At 62.4% G+C, this 17,541-nt stretch carries 17 protein-coding genes; 11 read left to right on the top strand and 6 right to left on the bottom strand.

Annotated elements, in window-relative coordinates; translation table 11 throughout:
* The first annotated feature begins 309 nt into the window (after positions 1–309).
* Positions 310–1,785, top strand: coding sequence for an aminoacyl-histidine dipeptidase (locus BTW07_RS05920; protein WP_075569244.1), 1,476 nt, complete (start codon positions 310–312; stop codon positions 1,783–1,785).
* Positions 1,786–2,200: 415 nt separating this feature from the next.
* Here BTW07_RS05920 and BTW07_RS05925 read toward each other — a convergent pair whose 3' ends face one another.
* Entirely contained in the window at positions 2,201–3,082 is an 882-nt protein-coding gene (locus BTW07_RS05925; RefSeq protein ID WP_075569245.1) for an SDR family oxidoreductase, read from the bottom strand.
* A 168-nt stretch (positions 3,083–3,250) separates the two neighbouring features.
* Between BTW07_RS05925 and BTW07_RS05930 the strand changes: the two genes are divergently transcribed.
* A complete protein-coding gene (locus BTW07_RS05930; protein ID WP_158025862.1) occupies positions 3,251–3,784 on the top strand; it encodes a TetR/AcrR family transcriptional regulator in 534 nt (177 codons plus the stop codon).
* 267 nt (positions 3,785–4,051) lie between these two features.
* Here the strand turns inward: BTW07_RS05930 and BTW07_RS05935 are convergent, their stop codons facing one another.
* Together BTW07_RS05935 and BTW07_RS05940 are read right to left on the bottom strand one after the other, a co-directional pair.
* On the bottom strand, positions 4,052–5,215 hold the full coding sequence (locus BTW07_RS05935; protein ID WP_341864694.1) for an App1 family protein: 1,164 nt from the start codon (positions 5,213–5,215) through the stop codon (positions 4,052–4,054).
* A gap of 157 nt (positions 5,216–5,372) precedes the next feature.
* Positions 5,373–5,936 carry a type 1 glutamine amidotransferase domain-containing protein gene (locus BTW07_RS05940; RefSeq protein ID WP_075569306.1) on the bottom strand — a complete coding sequence of 188 codons (564 nt, stop codon included), beginning with the start codon at positions 5,934–5,936 and terminating at the stop codon, positions 5,373–5,375.
* 228 nt (positions 5,937–6,164) lie between these two features.
* Here BTW07_RS05940 and BTW07_RS05945 point away from each other — a divergent pair, with 228 nt between their 5' ends.
* The gene (locus tag BTW07_RS05945; RefSeq protein ID WP_075569247.1) at positions 6,165–7,685 is read left to right on the top strand and encodes a DNA recombination protein RmuC; all 1,521 of its coding nucleotides are present in this window, start codon (positions 6,165–6,167) and stop codon (positions 7,683–7,685) included.
* 62 nt (positions 7,686–7,747) lie between these two features.
* Here the strand turns inward: BTW07_RS05945 and BTW07_RS05950 are convergent, their stop codons facing one another.
* Together BTW07_RS05950 and BTW07_RS05955 are read right to left on the bottom strand one after the other, a co-directional pair.
* The gene (locus tag BTW07_RS05950; RefSeq protein ID WP_075569248.1) at positions 7,748–8,260 is read right to left on the bottom strand and encodes a Dps family protein; all 513 of its coding nucleotides are present in this window, start codon (positions 8,258–8,260) and stop codon (positions 7,748–7,750) included.
* Between the two features lie 182 nt (positions 8,261–8,442).
* Positions 8,443–9,579, bottom strand: coding sequence for a glycerate kinase (locus BTW07_RS05955; protein ID WP_075569249.1), 1,137 nt, complete (start codon positions 9,577–9,579; stop codon positions 8,443–8,445).
* Positions 9,580–9,800: 221 nt separating this feature from the next.
* Here BTW07_RS05955 and BTW07_RS05960 point away from each other — a divergent pair, with 221 nt between their 5' ends.
* The 4 genes from BTW07_RS05960 to BTW07_RS05975 are packed head-to-tail and all read left to right on the top strand — an operon-like array spanning position 9,801 to position 12,659.
* Positions 9,801–10,385, top strand: a complete 585-nt coding sequence (locus tag BTW07_RS05960; protein ID WP_144076842.1) for a hypothetical protein — start codon at positions 9,801–9,803, stop codon at positions 10,383–10,385.
* Positions 10,382–10,828, top strand: coding sequence for a hypothetical protein (locus tag BTW07_RS05965; protein ID WP_075569251.1), 447 nt, complete (start codon positions 10,382–10,384; stop codon positions 10,826–10,828). The genes BTW07_RS05960 and BTW07_RS05965 overlap by 4 nt, the downstream gene beginning before the upstream one ends.
* Positions 10,825–11,511 (top strand): DUF1007 family protein, encoded by a 687-nt coding sequence (locus BTW07_RS05970; protein ID WP_232823691.1) that lies wholly within the window; start codon positions 10,825–10,827, stop codon positions 11,509–11,511. The genes BTW07_RS05965 and BTW07_RS05970 overlap by 4 nt, the downstream gene beginning before the upstream one ends.
* On the top strand, positions 11,499–12,659 hold the full coding sequence (locus BTW07_RS05975; RefSeq protein WP_075569253.1) for a nickel/cobalt transporter: 1,161 nt from the start codon (positions 11,499–11,501) through the stop codon (positions 12,657–12,659). The genes BTW07_RS05970 and BTW07_RS05975 overlap by 13 nt, the downstream gene beginning before the upstream one ends.
* Positions 12,660–12,798: 139 nt before the next feature.
* Here BTW07_RS05975 and BTW07_RS05980 read toward each other — a convergent pair whose 3' ends face one another.
* Positions 12,799–13,224, bottom strand: a complete 426-nt coding sequence (locus tag BTW07_RS05980) for an HIT domain-containing protein (RefSeq protein WP_075569254.1) — start codon at positions 13,222–13,224, stop codon at positions 12,799–12,801.
* Between the two features lie 221 nt (positions 13,225–13,445).
* Here BTW07_RS05980 and BTW07_RS05985 point away from each other — a divergent pair, with 221 nt between their 5' ends.
* The 4 genes from BTW07_RS05985 (at position 13,446) to BTW07_RS06000 (ending at position 17,538) form a co-directional block, all read left to right on the top strand.
* Positions 13,446–13,577, top strand: coding sequence for an entericidin A/B family lipoprotein (locus tag BTW07_RS05985; RefSeq protein WP_075562204.1), 132 nt, complete (start codon positions 13,446–13,448; stop codon positions 13,575–13,577).
* Positions 13,578–13,736: 159 nt separating this feature from the next.
* Positions 13,737–14,546 carry a formate dehydrogenase accessory sulfurtransferase FdhD gene (locus tag BTW07_RS05990; RefSeq protein WP_083941567.1) on the top strand — a complete coding sequence of 270 codons (810 nt, stop codon included), beginning with the start codon at positions 13,737–13,739 and terminating at the stop codon, positions 14,544–14,546.
* A 324-nt stretch (positions 14,547–14,870) separates the two neighbouring features.
* Positions 14,871–17,258: an FdhF/YdeP family oxidoreductase gene (locus tag BTW07_RS05995; RefSeq protein ID WP_083941569.1), complete on the top strand. Its 2,388-nt coding sequence runs from the start codon at positions 14,871–14,873 to the stop codon at positions 17,256–17,258.
* A complete protein-coding gene (locus tag BTW07_RS06000) occupies positions 17,251–17,538 on the top strand; it encodes a hypothetical protein (protein ID WP_144076844.1) in 288 nt (95 codons plus the stop codon). The genes BTW07_RS05995 and BTW07_RS06000 overlap by 8 nt, the downstream gene beginning before the upstream one ends.
* The last annotated feature ends 3 nt before the right edge of the window (positions 17,539–17,541 follow it).

Here is a 17,541-nt window from a genome sequence, read left to right on the forward strand (position 1 = left end):
ATATGGTCAAGCTGGGATCAGGCGAGTAAGGTATTGGCACCTCAGGGGAAACGCTGCATACATGTCTGCGCAGGCGAATCGCTTCGTGGCGCGGGGCTGGAGCGCCAGCCCGGTCGGAATCCTCACCTATGACCCATGGGTTCCGGTTCCTGCGCTCCGGGCGCCTTGCCCTTCATCCTGCTCGCCGATTTATGCAGCGTTTTCCGAAACGGGCCGCGGCGCGCTGCCGGCCCAGACTGCATTCATCACTCTTTCTTTCGACACCCGTGGCGGTGGCACGCTCGCCGCACGACGAGGCTGGAATCGACCATGAACGATCATCTGCTGCAACTCTCCCCCGAGCCCGTGTGGCGTCATTTTCGTACGCTCTGCAATACGCCGCGCTCCTCTGGCCACGAAGCGAAGCTGATCGACATTCTCGAGCGCTGGGCCGACGACAACGGTCTGGCCCACGATCGTGACAGCTACGGCAACCTGCGGATCCGCCGGGCGGCGAGCCCGGGCTGCGAGACCGTGCCCGGCGTGATCCTGCAGGGGCATCTCGACATGGTCACCCAGGCCAACAGCGATCATCCCCACGATTTCCTTACCGATCCGCTCGATACCTACGTCGAGAATGGCTGGCTCCACGCCCGCGGCACCACCCTCGGTGCCGACAATGGCCTCGGCGTCGCGGCGGCGCTGGCGATTCTGGAAGCGGACGATATCGATCACGGCCCGATCGAGGCGCTGTTCACGCTGGAGGAGGAGACATCGCTGCAGGGCGCGCTGTCGCTTGACGAAGGCTGGCTGGAAGGCCGTTATCTGCTCAATCTCGACTCCGAGGACCGGGGCGAGGTCTATATCGGCTGCGCCGGCGGTGCCGACGTCGTCGTCGACGCCGACCTGCCGATGCGCGGTTGTGACGAAGAGGAGGTGATGCGGCGAGTCTCCCTGACCGGTCTGGTCGGTGGGCACTCGGGTGCCGATATTCACAAGGAGCTCGGCAACGCCAACCAGTTGTTGGTCAGGGCGCTGCGTAGGCTGGGCGAGTTCGAGATTCGGCTGGTGGACTATCAGGGCGGTACGCTGCGCAATGCGCTGCCGCGCGAAGCGTTCGCGACGATCGTGGTCGATGAACATCATCTGCCTGCGGTGGAAGACGCGCTTGCCGGCTTGCAGAGGCTCTATCGCGAAGAGCTGGCGGGTGTCGACGACGACGTGACGTTGACGCTGTCACCGGCGGCGGTCTCCTGCGAGGACGTGGAAGCGCTGACCGATACCGCCACCGAGCTGCTGGTATCCGCGCTCCACGCCGCCCCCTACGGCGTCGAGCGCATGAGCGTCGAAGTCCCGGGCGTGGTCGAGACTTCCAACAACCTCGGCGTGGTCTCGCTGGAGAACGGGCGTTTTCATCTCTGCGCGCTGGTGCGTTCGCTGCGCGATAGCGCGACACGCAATCTGGCGGACCGCTTCACTGCGCTGTTCGGCCTGATCGGCGCCCAGACGCGGGTCGAGAACGTCTACCCGGGCTGGACTCCGAGCGCGGACAGCACGCTGCTGACCCGTTTTCGCCGCCTTCACCGAGAACAGCTGGGCGAAGATCCAGCGGTCAAGGTGATCCACGCCGGGCTTGAGTGCGGCATCATCGGCGGCAAGTACCCGCAGCTGGAAATGATCTCGTTCGGCCCGGTGATTCGCGGTGCGCATTCACCGACCGAGCGCACCGAGCTTTCATCCGTCGAAGAGTTCTGGCGCGTGCTCAAGGCGCTGGTCGCCGATATCGCCTCCGGCAGGGCCGCCTGAAACCGACCTGAAGCTGAACATGGCGAGCGGTTCTCTCGAATCGATGCTCGCCATGTAACGACCAGTTGGGTTTCGATACTTGTTATCTACAGAATTGTCGGGTCCGACAAAAACCGTCAGCACTCGAATCCTGCATGACGCGCCGAATCACTCTGAGTCTGACCTGAAATCAATGGGTTAAGTGAGAAATGGCGCGCTGGATAAGTTATTGAACGTGCGTGCTCGTTCAAGTGGGAAAACGAGCGCGCTATCTAATACTTGTCATGCAGGTCGTGTAGTGACCCTTGCGCGCCTTCAATTTCGCTGAGCTAATCGGAGTTAGATAGCGGCTACTGGACCCCTCCAGCGAAGGATGCGATGGTGATATGACTGACGGTAACAGGGGCAAAGAATGGTTTGCCCCTGTTACCTGGCATTACGCGTCAGCGCCGCCTAGTACCTTGTCTAGTTGCATTTCTTTCAACACACGGTCCTGGATGGGTTGTTTGGCAGCGTTGATTTCATCGACCCCCCAAACCATGCCGACAGCTGTACGTGTAGGGCGTTTGCCAGCAGGCATATCGGCTAACGCCAAGTAGGCATCTACAACCATCTGTGGATCAGGCGCTTGATCACTCTGCATGAATTTTCCGAATTCCTCGAACATGGCGGCGGGAATCCTTGCCAGTTCACCGTAGCTGACCAGTATGTCTGTGCGTCTAGGTTGTTGCCCTGCTGCAGTAAGGCCTGTCGGGAACGGGCCTGGCTGCACGATGGCAATATCAATACCGAAGGGTGCCACTTCGTAGCGTAAGCCTTGAAGGTAGCCTTCCAAAGCATGTTTGGTGGCGGCGTAGGTAGAGAAATACGGTGCTGAAATCTGACCAACCATGGATGAGGTATTGATGATCAGTCCGGACTCGGCCTCACGCATAGCCGGTAAAACAGCCTGTATAGTGCGCATGGCACCATAGTAGTTGGTTTCCATCTGTTCTCTGGCTTGGGCAATGCTAAAAGCTTCCGTAATGCCGAGATACATCACGCCTGCATTGTTAAGCAAAATATCAATCTTATCCACTTTAGCCAGCACACCTGCAATGGCCGTCTCGACGGATTCGTCACTCGTGACATCCATATCAACGACATGGATGGAATCGCTATACGCTTCCAGCTCGGCCTTCACTGCAGCATTCTTGCCTTCTGGGCCACGCATGGTAGCGAACACCCGATAGCCTTTATCTGCAAAGTCTTTTACTGACTTCTGGCCGAACCCACTACTGCTTCCCGTGATAACTATGTTTGCTTTTGTGTCGCTCATTTTTCATGCCTGCCAGGTTGCCAATTAAATACCAGGTGGTACAATAATGCCGCAGGCACCACATGTCAAATTAAAATACCGAGCGGTATAAAAATGAGTTCAGACCCAACGAAGCTTTCAAGGGGGCGACCCAAGACCCTGGATCGAGACCACGTTTTGGATGTGGCAATGGAAGCCTATTGGAAAGGGGACATCGGCAGCTTATCCCTGAATGAGATTTGCAGGAGATCCGGTGTCTCGAAGCCAGGGCTTTATCGTGAATTTTCGAATGAAGATGGCTTGATGAAAGCCGTCATTGTCAGGTATCAGGAACAAGTACTAAACCCTGTGCAGCAGATGTTGCAAAGTGAAAATTCGTTTCGAGAGACCCTTGATAGCCTGGTATCATTTGCCACTTCAACGGGTTGTCAACATGATTCCCCAATGGGGTGCCTTTTTACTAAAATGCGTGAATCACGTACGCAGTTGGGTGAAGCAACGCGAGCACAAGTTTATCTCCTTGAAGAGCAAGCGTTGGCTGCTTTCAGGCAATGGGTGGAGCGTTCAAAGGCCAAAGGCGAGTTTGCTGCAGACATGTCATCAGAGTTTGCAGCAACCTATATCGATGCACAGATCAGCTCTGCTTCGTCACAGCTTGCTCGTGGCGAGGACCCGAAAATTGTGAAGAAGATACTGTCAGTCGCTTTTTCTATGCTGGGATGAAAATGCCGTTCAGTTCGGTATTTTTGCAACAAGCACGCCTTCGCTCATTTCAGGTGAAAGAAAGCTTTTTCAATTTTGTTTGATAGGCACAGCGCAATGCAAAGCAAACCACGACAAACTGAAATCCTACTCGCTTCGTTCGCACAATTCCGGTGAGTGGGGCGTGGCCCACGTCAAGCCATTTCCATTGATCTGAACGCCCAAGGTTGGTGCCTCTCTCATGCCAGCGGCGACAATGCACGAAGCAAAAGGGCGGTAAACAACGGCTTACTGCCGCTGCTGCTCGTGCGTATCCTCGCGTACCGCTTGGCAACTTTCCTCGGAAATATACCCTTTCGACAGCGCGTGCTCCGCCATGCTGACGCTGTCGTGGGCGAGAATCAGTTCGCAGCCGGCAAGGCGAACCTCGTTGGCCAAGGCTTCGATCGCGACGTCTCGCTCCGGGTCGTTATCCACCTTGCGGATGTAGATGGCGCGAACGCGATCCGGATGCGCCTTGACGATCTCGGTGTAGACCTCGGGGTCGCGCTGGCCGCTGTCGCCGATGAGAATGAACGGTAGCGAGTCGTAGAGCGACAGCATGTTGTTGATGACATCGGACTTGTGATCCTCGGCCTTGCGTGGCCAGGGGCGTTTTATGGTCATGCCCCATTCGCGCAGGAACAGGATCGGCCCAACCGGAATATGGTTGAGGTTGAAGAACGCCTCGAGCACCTCGTAGATGCTCCAAGGGCCTCGCGAGACGTAAAGCATGGGGCGCTGACGATTGCCTTCCGCGCCGCCGTAGAGAGCGCGATACAGCGCGGCGACGCCCGGAAAGGCGGTGCGTCGATCGGCTTTCTCCATGAAAAGCCGGTAGAGCATCTTCAACTTGTTGGCGACACCGGTGTACATCACCGTGTCGTCGATATCGCTGATCACGATCAGATCGGTACTCGCCGGCGGAATGTAAATTTCGGTTTCAGTGCTGATGGCGTCGTCTTCCGAGACGACCTGTAGCTTGACCGAATGCCAGATCGCCTCGGCGGGCAGGGTGTGGGTAATGTCGATATGTGCGTGGAAGTAGCCGTCGCGATCGGTGGTGACGGTCGCGTGGGTCGCGCCCAGCCGGATATCCACCCGGGCATCTCTGACCCCGTGCCTCACCACGCGGCGGGCGACATCGACCAGGTCACTGGCGACGCCACCTTGCTTCCAGCCCGCCAATCGGCCGGGCTGGCGAAACACGCGCCCCATGATGAAGGCTTCCGAATGCGAGCCGTAGCCGCGATACGGATGAACGATGACCCCGCCTTCGCCCCGGTCTCCGCGCATCGGGCGGGTGAAGATCCGGACCAGTTTCTTGGTAAAATGAATGAGCTTGGTCACGAACAGCCGAGGTAGAGAACCCGAAGCGGAAGTGTCGGCATGGGTATCGCGAAAGTGGGGCACGGTGGCAGGCAATCCTAGGTTTGGTTAACAGTGAGTATGGGAACTCGCGGACCATCGTGCAAAGTCTGGACGGATAAAGTCTGGACGGGCTTAGACCGGCCTGACACAAAAACGCCCACCGATCGGTGGGCGTTCGTTTCGACGTCGAGAACGACGATCAGGCGTGCTGATGGCTATGACGGCCTTCCGCCACTTCTTCCAGCAGCTTGCTGTTGAAGTCGTCGAGATCCTTCGGCGTGCGGCTGGTGACCAGGCCGGCATCGACCACGACCGATTCGTCGAACCACTTGGCACCTGCGTTCTTCAGATCCTGGGCGACGGACGGGACGGATGTCATCTTGCGCCCTTCGACGACACCAGCGTTGATCAGGATCCAGGGGGCGTGGCAGATCGCAGCGACCGGCTTGCCCGCTTCGAAGAAGTGTCTGACGAACGTCAGTGCGTCCTCGTTGAGGCGCAGTGTGTCCGGGTTGAACAGACCGCCGGGCAGGAGCAGCGCGTGATAGTCGGCGGCGCTGGCGTCGCTGAGACTCTTGTCCGCTTCGTAGGTGTCGCCCCAATCCGTTTCGGCCCAGGCGCGAATGCCCTTGCCGTCCGGCGTGATGACATGCGTTTCGACGCCCTGGCCTTGCAGCGCAGCGCGGGGAGACGCCAGTTCGGACTCCTCGAAGCCATCGGCGGCGAGGATTGCGACACGTTTGCCGTTGAGTTGCTGAGCCATCTTGACCTCCCAGTCTTGATAAATCGGCTTGATAAATCGGCTTGATGTTTCGATGAATGGCAAGCCCATGGGCCTTCCCGGTCCATGTCTCGGCTTACCCAAGGAGTTTGGGATAGGCTGGGCAAAGTTCAAGGGAAACCGGTACTTTCGGTGCCTCGGCTTTGCGCTGAGTCAATAACCCATGGGTGGTAGCCTCTCGATGGCAGCGAGGTCACAAGGAAGCAGACGATGGATGGGGTATCAGCGGGATGGCTGCAGTCGGGTACCGGCCTTGCCGCAGCCATGGCGATCGGATTGGTGGCGGTGGTGCTGTGTCTGGCGCTGCTGTGGCAGCGCCGGCACGACTCGCGCCAGCGGGAAGTCCTTGAGTCACGACTGCAGGCCAGCGAGACACGCTGCCTGCGGCTGGAGCAGGAACTGGCGCAGAGCGACGCTCAGCAGGACGACCTGCGCGAGCGTCAGGCACAACTGGAGCAGCAGCTCGGCACCCGCGAACAGCAGATTGAGGCGCTCAACGAGCGCCTGGCGACACTACGCGAGCAGTATGGCCGGTTGGAGACCCGCCACGAGCAGCAGCAGAATCAGCATGCGGAACAGCTCCAGCTGCTGGAGCAGGCGAAGACGCGGATGGGACACGAATTCGAGTCCCTCGCCGGGCGCATTTTCGACGAGCGCCAGCGCGCCTACAGCGCACAGAGCCGGGACAGTCTGGAAGCGCTGCTGAAACCGTTTCGCGAACAGGTCAGCGGTTTTCGTCAGCGTCTCGAGGAGATCCACGGTCAGGAAGTGCGCGAGCGCACCACGCTCAAGGTGCAGATCGATCAACTGGCCCTGCTCAATCGCCAGATCACCGAGGAGGCCGCCAGTCTCACCCGTGCGCTCAAGGGCGACAAGAAGATGCAGGGCAACTGGGGCGAGATGATGCTCGAGTCGGTGCTGGAGCGCTCCGGTCTGCGTCGGGATATCGAGTATCGCCGCGAAGTCTCGATCGACGGCGAGCACGGGCGTCAGCGTCCGGATGCGATCATCTATCTGCCCGACGACAAGCACCTGATCGTCGATGCCAAGGTCTCGCTCAACGCCTACGTGCGCTACGTCAACGCGGAGGAGGATAGCGAGCGCGAACAGGCGTTGCGCGCCCACGTGCAGGCGGTGAGAAGCCATATCGATGCGCTGTCCGGGCGCGACTATCCGCACTTGCCCGGGCTACGCTCGCCGGATTTCGTGTTCCTGTTCATGCCGGTGGAGCCGGCGTTCGCCGTTGCCTTCCAGCACGACGAGACGCTGTTTCAGGATGCCTTCTCGCGCGACATCATCGTGGTGACGCCAACCACGCTGCTGGCCAGCCTGCGCACGGTGGCGAGCCTGTGGAATCTGGAGCGTCAGAACGAGAACGCCAGGCACATCGCCGAGCGCGCCGGCAAGCTGCTCGACAAGTTCCAGGGTTTCGTCTCCAGTCTAGAGGACGTGGGTCGGCATCTGGGGCGGGCCCAGGTCAGCTACGAGCAGGCCATGGGGCGACTGTCGACCGGGCAGGGCAGCCTGGTCGGCCAGGCGCTGGCGCTCAACAAGCTGGGCGTGCGGATGAAGCGCGATCTGCCTTCGCACCTGACTCGGGATGTGGATGCCGATGTTGAAAACGAACAGGGCGAAAACGAACAGGGCGAAAACGAGCCGGGCGAACCGCAAGGCGACGAAGAATCGCAAAAGAGCAGTGACGCCGCCCGCGATGACGATTCTGCCCCGTGAACGCAAACCGCCGCCCGGTTGGGCGGCGGTCATCAACAGCGATCGGTTCGCGCGGAAGACGATCAACCCAGATAGGCGTTGAGCATCCACACGGTCTTTTCCTGCTCGCGGATGTAGTCGCTGGCCAGTGACGCGGTGCCTTCGTCGTCGGCATCGCTGGCCTGGGACAGCAGTTCGCGCTGGAGCTCGACCAGGACCTGAAAACCTTTCACCAGACCCTGCACGCACTGCTTGCCGTCGGAGACTTTCTTGTGTTCCTGGATCTGGGAAATCTTGGCGTAATCGCTGTAGGCGTGCAGCGGCTGATAGCCCAGCGTCAGAATGCGCTCGGCGACCTCGTCGACCTTGGTCAGCAGGTCGGTGTAGATCTCCTCGAACTTGGCATGGAGCTCGAAGAACTGCTCGCCCTTGACGTTCCAGTGGTAGCCGCGCGTGTTCATGTAGAACACCTGGTAGTTGGCCAGCAACCCGTTGAGTTTTTCCGCGAGTTGTTCCGCACTGGATGGATGCAGGCCGATAGCGTTGGTGTCACCGCTGTCGGCAGCACCGGTATTGGAAACGGAGGCGTTGGACATGAAATCTCTCCCTGAATGTGCTGATGGGTAGTCTAACCGGGCGCCGCATCGAGACCCATCCAAGTGTCGGTATGGGGTGGATAGTATCGTTCTATCATGTCGCGAGATGCCGCCCTGTCACTGGGATATCAGGGCGGCGAGCGGGAAAAGCAAGAGAAGCGGGCAAACGGGATGCCGCGCGGCTAGCGGGTGCCCACCTCCCACAGCCTGGCCAGCGTCCGCGCGCGATCGCTCAGCAATTCGGCGCAGCGCGCCAGAGCATCGTCCAGCGTGATCGGACCGTCCGCCAGCGCGAAGGCCGCGGTGACGCCGTGCTCGAACGCGGCCTGCCATTGCTCCCCCAGGCGTCCCGCCAGCACGACGGTGGGAACGCCGAAACGCTCGGCGCGGCGGGCGATGCCGATCGGCGTCTTGCCCGACAGGCTTTGACCATCGAGCTGTCCCTCACCGGTAATCACCCAGTCGGCCTCGGCGAGCAGATCGTCGAAGCCGACCTGGTCCATTACCAGCTCGATGCCGGGACGCAGCGTGGCGCCGAGAAAGGCCCGGGCCGCAAAACCCATGCCGCCCGCGGCACCGGCGCCGGGCAGTTCGCGAAAATCCTCGCCCAGAGCGTCGGCCGCGTGATCGGCGAAATGCGACAGCGCCCGGTCGAGGCGTTCGACATCGGCCGCGGTGGCGCCTTTCTGCGGGCCGAAGACGGCGCTGGCGCCGTGTGATCCCAGCAGCGGATTGTCGACGTCGACGGCGGTCCGCACTTCCAGCGAGGCCAGGCGAGGATCCAGGCCCTCGAGATCGAGGGTTGCCAGATCGCAAAGCGCGGCGCCACCCGGCGGGAGCGGCTGGCCTCGACTGTCGAGCAGTCGGGCCCCGAGCGCCGCCAGCATGCCGGCACCGGCATCGTTGGTGGCACTGCCGCCCAGCGTCAGTACCAGCGAGCGAGCGCCGGCATCCAGCGCCGCCGTGATCAACTGACCGACACCGAAGGTGGTGCTGTAGAGCGCAGTACGCTCGTCACGCTTGAGCTGTTGCAAGCCACTCGCCTCGGCCAGCTCGACGAACGCGGTGTGCGATGCCTCGTGCCAACCCCACGCCGCCGTGGCTTCGCGCCCCAACGCATCCTGGACACTTGCCGTGCGGCGTTCGGCCCCGGTCGCTGCCAGCAGTGCATCGAGCGTGCCCTCGCCGCCATCGCCCATCGGACATTGATGCAGAATCGCGTCGGGCAGCTCCCGCTTCAGGCCGGCGGCGATGGCAGCGGCGGCGTCGCGGGCGGAGAGCGCATCCTTGAAGCTATCGGGGGCGATGACGATATTCATGGCATTCTCGGCTGGGAGTGAATCGGAGCTCAGGGGTGACAGCGGTCAGCATAACGTCGTTCGCGGTTGGCGGCGACGGCTGGTCACGGCGCGGCGGTCGCGCGCTGACCGCCAGAGTATCGCTAACGTCGCCCGCCGGAAGTCGTGGCGATGAGCGTGGATCGAAGGGCGGGAAAATGCCATGCTGAACACTGTTCGCAATCCCCCGCGAGGATGCAGTCATGAACGATCGACGATGCCGGTTTGGACGCTGGATAACGGTGTGTCTCGGGCTCGGTGTTCTGAGCGGTTGCCAGTCGATGGGGGCACCGGCTCCCACTTCGATGGCCGGTGGCAATGCCCTGCCGGCCGCCTGCCGCTGGCCTGCCAGCGGCGACTCGCTCGAGCGCCTGCGGGCGACACGGGACGCCCTCGAAAGCCAGGGTTACGCCATTCTCGATACCGACGCCACGCTGGGCCTGGTCAGCGCCGAGCGCAAGACGGCGCAGCCGGGTCTGGGGGCCGTGAACAGCCCGTTCGGGCGCACCGGCTTCTGGGGCGGTTTCGGTCTGGGTGGCCGCAATGGCTATTCACTGGGCGTGTTTCAGAATTTCGGCGGTGGCTACAACACCGATCCGGTACAGATCGAGCGCGTATCGGTGGTGACGCCGGATACGACCACCTTGGTCGATCGTGATTCGGTGGTGGTCGATTACAATGGTTATCTGATCGACGCGCGCAGCTATAACCAGCCTTCGTTCTGCCAGCAGCTGCACGACGATATCCAGTCTCGCCTGCAACGGCCTGCCCAGGGAGTCACGCCATGACGCCTCGTGAACCGGCAACGCATCGCGACGCCACCTCCCGGCGATCCGGACTCCGGCAGGTCGCCGGGCTGAGCGTGCTGATCGGGTGTCTGCTGTTGAGCGCCTGCGCGGTATCGCCTCAGGCGCAACCCAGGAGCATCTCGGTGCAGGCCACGGCGCAAGAGACCCTCAAGGCGACGCTTTCGATGCTGGCCGAACGCGGGTTCGTGATTCGCCACGGTGACGGGAACCTGGGGCAGATCGATGCGGTGCTGGCGTCGCGCTCCGGCTACGAAGTTCATGCGCAGGTCACCAGTGGCGGCGAACGCCCTGCAGGCTTGGTGATGCAGAACGGTGATACCTATCTCACCTTGAGCGGTCGACGCGGCGGCCAACCGCTGGAGGCCGTGGAGCTCGATCCATTGTTCATCGATGTCCAGAATCGGTTGGGATTGTTGCCTTGAAAAAACGTTTGATGTTGCGTTGCTACGGCTTGTTGGGATTGGGAATCGGCTTGTGTCTGGGAATGTCTTCGGCGGCGCAGGCGCATCCGCATGGCTGGGTCGACATGAGCGTCGAGGGGATCTTCGACGATCAGGGAAGCCTGACCGGGTTACGCCAGCGCTGGCGCATGGATCCGTTCTATAGCCAGGTAGTGATGGAGGAGATGGCGAACGTCGACGACGGTACCAGCATGGCGCAACGCCTCGATGCGCTGGGCGTCGAGATTCGCAACAATCTCGCCACCCAGGACAATCTGACCCACATTGCGCTCGACGGACAGCCCGTGGCGCAGGGTGATGTCACCGATACCAATACCGACTATCGCGATGACCGGCTGATCTTCGAGTTCGTGCTGCCGCTGGCGGCACCGCAGGCGTTGGCCGGCCACACCCTGAGTTACCGGATCTTCGATCCCACCTATTACATCGAGATGGTTCACGAGGCCACTGAAGATGGTTCCCAGCCGCGGCCGGAGGCGTTGACGCTCGATCATCCGCCCGCCGGCTGCACCACCCATATCGCCAAGCCGAAACCGGATCCCCAGAAGGTGATGGAAGCGTCGATGCTGGACAAGAGCGAGTCGGGCGAACCGAACCTGGGTCGCTTCTTCGCCGAAACCGGAGAGATCACGTGCCCGGCCTGAACGCGACGCTGAGATTTCTGATCCCGCTGGCACTGCTGGGCGCGATCGCCGCCGCGGGATATTCGCTGGGCTGGTGGCAACACGTTGCGGTGCAGATCGTCTACTGGCAGGGCAAGTTCTACCACGCCCTGATCGAAGCGGTCACCGCGCTGAATCGCGCACCGAGCGCCACGACCTGGAGCGTTCTGCTCGGGGTGAGCTTCGGCTACGGCGTCTTTCACGCGGCGGGGCCGGGGCATGGCAAGGTGGTGTTGAGTACCTATCTGGCGTCTCAGGGCGGAGCCTGGCGGCGTGCGCTGGGCCTCTCCGTGCTGGCGGCCTTGCTGCAGGGCGTGATGGCGATCGCGATCATCGGCGTGCTGGTGTTCGGTCTGGGGTGGCTGACCCGACAGGCGATGGGCAGTATCGATCAGGCGGAGTTGGCGAGTTTCGTGATCGTCGCGCTGGTGGGGTTGTGGCTCTGCGTGCGCTCGCTACGGCGACTGTGGCGCGCCCGTCATGCTGTCGCAGCTCACGCGCCGACAGCCACCGAACCCCGCGTGACGCCGAACTTCTCGTCGGTGTCGGCGTGGTCCGCAGCGCCGACACCGAGCCAGGGCGCGCTGGATGGAGCGTCGCCCGCGCAGCGACACTCTCCCGGCGCCTCTCCCGGTGCACACTGCGGCTGCGGCCATGATCATCATATCGACCCGCGTGAGGTCGGTGACTGGCGGGTCGCGCTGTTGACGGTGCTGTCGATCGGTATTCGCCCCTGTAGTGGCGCGGTGCTGCTGCTGGGGGCGGCGGCGCTGCTCGATCAGTTCGGCAAAGGCGTCGTCGCGGTGCTGGCGATGTCGCTGGGAACGGCGCTGACCGTCTCCTCGCTGGCACTGCTCAGCGTGCTGGCGCGGGACTGGGTCCAGCGCCATCTCAAGCCCGCCACGGGCGGCGGACAGTGGCAGGCGTGGGTCGGGCTCGCGGGTGGGGCGCTGATACTGATGTTGGGGCTATCGTTGACGCTGGCCCAGTGGCAGCGTGGCCCGGCCGCCGCGCCACCCATGCTCGGTGCACCTGCCGCGCAGCAGGCGCAATCCCCGCGTGGACCGTTCGGATCCGTGCCCATCCAATCGGCCACGTCCAAACCGACGCGAGGCCGAGAGATTCCCTAGGTTCCGTCTGAAAAATCGACGAGCGACGGCCAGACCGGGGCCCGTAGCCAAGGCAAAAATCGATGAAGGCGGACCGGGCTGGCGTACCAGCCGATTTTCAACACCGTATGGGCGAGCGCAGGCAGTTTTCAGCCGGTGCCTAGCGTACGACGCCGGCGTCGCTCGCCAATCGAGCGATCTCCTCGCGGCGCTGCTCGAGCGCTTCAGCGTCATAGGTCTCCGCGCTGCCCTGGCCCCAGACCGGCCCGGGCCAGGCGGCATCATCCTGGAAGCGCACGATCAGGTGAACATGGAGCTGCGGCACCTGATTGCCGAGCGTGGCGATGTTCAGCTTGTCGCCGCCGTAGTGGCGCATCATCGCCTGCCCCAGTTGGCTCGCTTCCTGCCATAGCGTCGCCTGTTCGTCGGTGCCAAGTTCATAGACTTCGACGACCCGCTCGCGCTGCGGAATCAGAATCACCCAGGGGTAGCGGGCATCCCGACTCAGGCGGACCTGGCACAACGCTAGATCGATGATGTGGACGCTGTCCTGCTGCAGGCGCGAGTCGAGGGTGAAGTTGGGCATGCGGCCTCCGGGTGAGAACGATGAATGACGGGAAAATGTCAGGTCCAGAATCGCTGACGGCGAGTCGGCGAACGGTAGCAGTTTAGACGCCAAATCCGGCAGTTAGACAAGTTGTCGTACGCCTTTTCGCGACTCTCTGCTACCTTGATGACAGGCCGATAACAAAACGGCCCGGATGAGCCACGCATTCATCCGCCCAAACCGTTAAGGAGGACGACACCATGAAACGCCTGATTGCTTTCTCTCTGTTCGCACTGTTCAGTGCCGGTATCCTGGCGGGCTGCAACACCGTCGATGGCGCTGGCAAGGACATCGAGAGCGGTGGCGAAGCCGTACAAGACGCCGCTAGCTGAGTTCGCGACGCCCGATCCCCAGGATCGGGCGTTTCGGCCGTTTCGTCAGACTGATCGTTTCGTCAGCACGACCCTCTCGCCAGAAACCCCGCGTCGTCAACCTCACACGTGATATGGTTTCACTGCTTCCCGACGCCCGTCGACGGAATGGAGTGACCCATGACAGCGCCGCTATCCTCTCGCACCGAAAGTCCCTCGCAGGATCCCCGGCGCGAACTCGAGCCGTTGGCGGCTTTCGAGGATGCCTGCGGCCTGGCGCTCGATACGCTGCCCGGTCCGCAGGAATCGCCCGTTTCCATCGTTTTCAACGATACGGCTTACGCCACGGTGCTGGCGACGCCGGATCAACTCGCGGCGCTGGCCGTGGGTTTCGCGTTCAGCGAAGGGGTGATCGATCGCTATGCCGATGTCGAAGCGCTCGATATCGAAACCAGTCGGCATGGCTTCCGGGTCCGCCTGCGGGTCGCCGAGCGGATTGCCAGGCGTGCCGGGAGTCAGGCGAGGGCGACGCTATCGACCAGCGGCTGCGGGGCCTGCGGCGTGCAGGAAGAGTCCCAGCTGCTGTTCGGTTTGACCCGCCTGCCGGCCACGGTTTTGCCGGAAACGGCGACGCTCGCCACCGGGCTGGAGGCACTGCGAAACGAGTCCGCCCCCGGCATGCATCTGGCGTTGGGGATTTCCAGAGCCGGCGAGGTCGTCACCCTCGGCCGCGATATCGGTCGCCACAACGCGCTGGACAAGGTGATCGGCGCCAGCCTGATGGCCGGCAGCATGCCTGCGCTGGTGATGACCTCCAGCCGCTGCAGTCTGGAGCTGGTGCAGAAGAGCGTCCGTGCGCGAATTGCTGCGCTGGCGACGCTCTCCTATCCTTCTCGGCTGGCGGTCGAGGTGGCACGCAGCTGCCATCTGACGCTGATCAACTGCCACCGTGGCAGACGGCTCGAACTGTTGAGCCGCGGCGACGACTGAACGTCTTCTATCGTCCCAGCCGTCCCATCGTCCTCAAGCGTCGCGCGTATCGGCCGATACGCTATTCCGTTTGGTGCGCAGGCACTCGCCACCCCGCATATCGACAGCAAAAACGTTAGCGGCGTAATATACTTTGGTATTACGACCAACGTTGACAGCCAGTTCGTTGCCCGCCAATCGGCGAATGTCTTTCGCCGCGATAGCGACTACCGGTTGCCGAGGCAGCCGTGCCGATCGTCGCGGTTGGCCGAGCAAGCGTGCCAGTCGTTTCCTGTCATCATTTTCGCTCGTCCTGGTCGCCCTCTCGAGCGTGTAAGGAGAAGCATGTCCCAGTCCTATCGTGAGTCCCAGCGAGAGTCTGCAGGAGGGTCCGGCCCGGAGGCTCCGAGCGCCGTTGCGGCCAAAACCCCCAAGATATTCGACTATCACAACCCGGCCGGCGGCTGGGGCGCGCTGAAGTCGGTGGGCAAGCATCTGCTGCACAGTCGCTCGCCGGCGCTCAATGCGCGCTCGCTGTTCAAACTCAACCAGCCTGACGGGTTCGATTGCCCGGGCTGTGCCTGGGGCGATCCGGAGCACGCCTCCTCGTTCGAGTTCTGCGAGAACGGCGTCAAGGCGGTGACCTGGGAAGCGACAGCCAAGCGCGTTACGCGACAGTTCTTCGCCAGGCACAGTGTCAGCGAGTTGAAGACATGGGACGACTACCGTCTCGAGGATCAGGGGCGGCTGGTCGAGCCGATGCGCTATAACGCCGAGACCGATCACTACGAGCCGATCGAGTGGGAAGCGGCGCTGGATCTGATCGCCGCGGAACTCAAGGCACTGCCCACGCCGGACGATGCGCTTTTCTACACCTCCGGCAAGGCGTGCAACGAGTCCGCCTACGTGTTTCAGCTGCTGGCGCGCCTTTACGGCACCAACAACTTGCCGGACTGCTCCAACATGTGCCACGAAGCCAGCGGCGTGGCGCTCAACGCTGCGCTCGGCACCGGCAAGGGCAGTGCGCGTCTGGAAGATTTCGAGAAGGCCGAGGCGATCTTCGTCTTCGGCCAGAATCCCGGTACCAATCATCCCCGCATGCTGGGCGTGCTGCGCGAAGCTGCCGAGCGTGGTGCGACCATCGTCACTTTCAACACGCTGAAGGAGCGGGGACTCGAGAAATTCGCCGATCCCCAGAAGCCGCTGGAAATGCTGCACAACGGCAGCCACCGCATCAGCTCGCACTACTTCCGACCCAAGCTGGGCGGCGACATGGCCGTGGTCCGAGGGATGGCCAAGGCGCTGCTGGCCCGCGATGCCGCCGGTGAAACGGTGCTCGATCACGACTTTCTGGCGGCCCATACCGTCCATTTCGAGGCCTACCGCTCGCGGGTCGAAGCGACCGGATGGGCAACCCTGGAAGCGCAGTCCGGCCTGACGCAGCTGGAGATGGAAGAGGCTGCCGAGCTTTACGCGCGCTCCAAGGCCACCATCGCCTGCTGGGCCATGGGTATCACCCAGCACGTGCATTCCGTCGCGACCGTGCGGGAGATCGTCAATCTGCTGATGTTGCGCGGCAACCTGGGCAAGCCCGGCGCAGGCACCTCACCGGTGCGCGGCCACTCCAATGTTCAGGGCGACCGCACCATGGGCATTTTCGAGAAGCCCTCCAGGGCGCTGCTCGATGCGTTGGAAGCGCAGTATGGCCGGCCGATGCCGCGTGAAAATGGTGTCGATTCCGTCGCTGCCGTCGAGGCGATGCGCGATCAGCCGGGCAAGGTGTTCATCGGTCTGGCCGGGAACTTCACCCGCGCGATTTCCGATAGCGTCGTCACCGAGAAGGCGATGGCCAACTGCCGCCTGACCGCCTTCATCAGCACCAAGCTCAATCGCAGCCACCTGATCACCGGCGACCAGGCCCTGATTCTGCCGTGTATCGGTCGCAGCGAGATCGATCGCAACACGGCCGGTAAGTCGCAGCTGATCACGGTGGAAGACTCGATGAGCATGGTGCACGGCTCCGCCGGCATCAATAAGCCGGCGGACAACGCGCTGCGCTCCGAGATCGCCATCTTGACCGGCATCGCCGAGCGGCTGTTCGCCAATGACGGGATCGACGATGAAGAGTCCGTCAGCGAGATCGTCGACTGGGCCGCGATGCGCGACGATTACGACGTCATCCGCGAGCATATCGCCGCAGTGATTCCGGGCTTCCACGATTTCAATACCCGCGTGCGCGTGCCGCGCGGATTCTGGCTCGCCAACCCGGTGGCCCGGCTCGAATTCGGCACCGCAACCGGCAAGGCCGAGTTTTCCGATGACGCGTTGCCAAGTGCGGTGATGCACCAGCAGCTGGCGACGCGCGAGGGCTGGCTGACGCTGCAGACGATGCGCTCCCACGATCAGTACAACACCACCGTCTACGGCTACGACGACCGCTATCGCGGCATCGAGGGCGGCCGCCAGGTGATCTTCCTCAACCGTGACGACATCGCGCGGCTCGGTTTCGAAGCCGGCCAGTGGGTCGATCTGATCGGCGAGTCCGATGACGGCGTGACGCGACGCGTCGACGGTTTCAAGATCGTCGCCTACGACACGCCGCAGGGCTGTGCCGCTGCCTACTACCCGGAGACCAACCCGTTGATTCCGCTCTCCCACAAGGGCGATTTCAGCCATACCCCGGCCTCCAAGTCGATTGCCGTCAAGCTCGAGGCGAGCACGCGACTTGCCTGATCGACCCGCCTTGACCGATCTGCAGCGTCATTGGGAAGCGCTGCAGATCGAGCATCCCCAGCTCGATCCGGTCGCTGCACTGGTATTGCTGGCGCTTCGCCAGTCCGACGCGCCGGGTGACGGCAGCGTCTCCACGGCACTGATGTCGCGCCGCCTGGGCCTCGAACACGCGCTGATTCGTCGTGCGGCTGCCGAACTCGAAACCGGCGGCTGGGTTTCGGCGCAGCCGGTCGGCGGTGCCAGCCCTGCCTTGCGGTTGATTTTGACGCCCACTTGCTGACTC

This window comes from Salinicola socius (assembly GCF_001937195.1).
Classification (GTDB): domain Bacteria; phylum Pseudomonadota; class Gammaproteobacteria; order Pseudomonadales; family Halomonadaceae; genus Salinicola; species Salinicola socius.

Bases quoted from the DNA above. Each gene is read 5' to 3' on its own strand.
- BTW07_RS05965 (WP_075569251.1), top strand. From the start codon at position 10,382: ATGACGCCTCGTGAACCGGCAACGCATCGCGACGCCACCTCCCGGCGA.
- BTW07_RS05990 (WP_083941567.1), top strand. From the start codon at position 13,737: ATGACAGCGCCGCTATCCTCTCGCACCGAAAGTCCCTCGCAGGATCCC.
- BTW07_RS05940 (WP_075569306.1), bottom strand. From the start codon at position 5,936: ATGGCTCAGCAACTCAACGGCAAACGTGTCGCAATCCTCGCCGCCGAT.
- BTW07_RS05960 (WP_144076842.1), top strand. From the start codon at position 9,801: ATGAACGATCGACGATGCCGGTTTGGACGCTGGATAACGGTGTGTCTC.
- BTW07_RS05920 (WP_075569244.1), top strand. From the start codon at position 310: ATGAACGATCATCTGCTGCAACTCTCCCCCGAGCCCGTGTGGCGTCAT.
- BTW07_RS05945 (WP_075569247.1), top strand. From the start codon at position 6,165: ATGGATGGGGTATCAGCGGGATGGCTGCAGTCGGGTACCGGCCTTGCC.
- BTW07_RS05985 (WP_075562204.1), top strand. From the start codon at position 13,446: ATGAAACGCCTGATTGCTTTCTCTCTGTTCGCACTGTTCAGTGCCGGT.
- BTW07_RS05980 (WP_075569254.1), bottom strand. From the start codon at position 13,224: ATGCCCAACTTCACCCTCGACTCGCGCCTGCAGCAGGACAGCGTCCAC.
- BTW07_RS05955 (WP_075569249.1), bottom strand. From the start codon at position 9,579: ATGAATATCGTCATCGCCCCCGATAGCTTCAAGGATGCGCTCTCCGCC.
- BTW07_RS05950 (WP_075569248.1), bottom strand. From the start codon at position 8,260: ATGTCCAACGCCTCCGTTTCCAATACCGGTGCTGCCGACAGCGGTGAC.
- BTW07_RS05925 (WP_075569245.1), bottom strand. From the start codon at position 3,082: ATGAGCGACACAAAAGCAAACATAGTTATCACGGGAAGCAGTAGTGGG.
- BTW07_RS05930 (WP_158025862.1), top strand. From the start codon at position 3,251: ATGGAAGCCTATTGGAAAGGGGACATCGGCAGCTTATCCCTGAATGAG.
- BTW07_RS05995 (WP_083941569.1), top strand. From the start codon at position 14,871: ATGTCCCAGTCCTATCGTGAGTCCCAGCGAGAGTCTGCAGGAGGGTCC.